This is a genomic window from Pseudomonas avellanae BPIC 631 (assembly GCF_000444135.1).
GTDB classification, from domain to species: domain Bacteria; phylum Pseudomonadota; class Gammaproteobacteria; order Pseudomonadales; family Pseudomonadaceae; genus Aquipseudomonas; species Aquipseudomonas avellanae.
On the sequence record NZ_ATDK01000436.1, the window covers coordinates 1 to 1,402 of the forward strand.

The window sequence follows — 1,402 nt, forward strand, 5'->3', positions numbered from 1 at the left end:
ATGAGAGAAGTTAATTTTGAGACGGCACACTAGTGTACTGTTTTCGAAATAAGTTACCCATAACCTGCAAGCTAAGCTATTGATAAGATTTGAATTTTCCGTTAGTTGGTGGCTGATTTTTTCGAAAACAGTACACTAGAATGGGACAGGTTAATCCAAGTAGAGCAACCTGTCGCGCGCTACCTAATAGGTTCTGCTGCGACTGGAATAAATATTAGCACGGAGGTACTCAGAGGTCACAAGGATAAGATAGAGTTCGATTTTTACATGGCCCTAAAGCAATTCTCGGCCAAATACAGTGTTCCTCTTGAAGTCCCATCAGATGAGGACGTCGTTGAATACTTAGAACCTCGCGGGTTTGATTTTTCTGGCGTAAACGTAGATTACGTTCTTAATTTCGTCACAATGCAAGACGAATACGCTGATGACATACTCAACCTAAGAAGAATTCATAAATCCAGAATGGTATTGGCGGCAATACCGCTCAGCCAGAAAAAAATCTTCCCAATAGTAGATTCATTCGGTTCGATTACCTCGCGCATATACTTCAAAGACCCATCATTGCAAAATCTCGCTAAGCAGCACCGGGATATACTCATTCCAGATGAAGGGCAACTCTTCTCCTACGTCGATTACGAGCAGTACGAGGCCGGAATAATGGCCGCGCTATCCGGCGATCCGTTACTTACGAAACTCTATGCGGAAGGTGATCTCTATCAAATAGCGGCCGACTCTATCTTTCGGGACGTAACAAAGCGAAAAGAGGCGAAACGACTATTCCTATCTTTTGCGTATGGAATGAGGCACCGTGACTTAATTGATGCGGCCTACGGGTACGGCGCAGACAGACAAAATGCAAAAGCTTTTTTTAAGCAATTTGCAGAGTTTGAGAATTGGAAAGCCAGGATTTATACCCAGTTTGAAACAGAGGGCAAAATTGGAACCGCTCTTGGCAACCACATTAAAAGAGAGAGAACGGGAGCTCTAAGTGAGAAGGAGAAGAGATCCTCAATTAGCCAGCAAGTCCAAGGGACCGCATCACTTATTTTTAAAAAGGCTTTAATTGCAATGAGCGGCGAACCACGAGTCGAGCTAAAAGTGCCAATGCACGATGCTGTGCTTTTTCAGCACCAAGAAGGTTTTGACCCGCAAGTCGTAGTCAATATCTTTGCAGAGGTTATGTCCAACCACCTTGAACACAAGGTGACAGGAAAGGCATCGTTGGGGCCATTTAGTCTTTCTCCTGAAACGGTCCAATTGCCTGGCGATTGAAAATAACTAAGCCTATGCTGGCCCCGACTTCTTTTGTGGTGCTAACAATCGGCCGTTTCTCGTTACTAGTGTACTGTTTTCGAAAAAACCAGCTACTAACTAACGTAAAGTTCAAATTTTATCAATAACT

The 1,402-nt window shown here is 43.7% G+C and carries 1 protein-coding gene; it reads left to right on the forward strand.

Features of this window, described 5'->3' with window-relative positions:
- Positions 1–108 precede the first annotated feature (108 nt).
- Positions 109–1,272 (forward strand): DNA polymerase, encoded by a 1,164-nt coding sequence (locus tag DW49_RS0123695; protein ID WP_024421450.1) that lies wholly within the window; start codon positions 109–111, stop codon positions 1,270–1,272.
- The last annotated feature ends 130 nt before the right edge of the window (positions 1,273–1,402 follow it).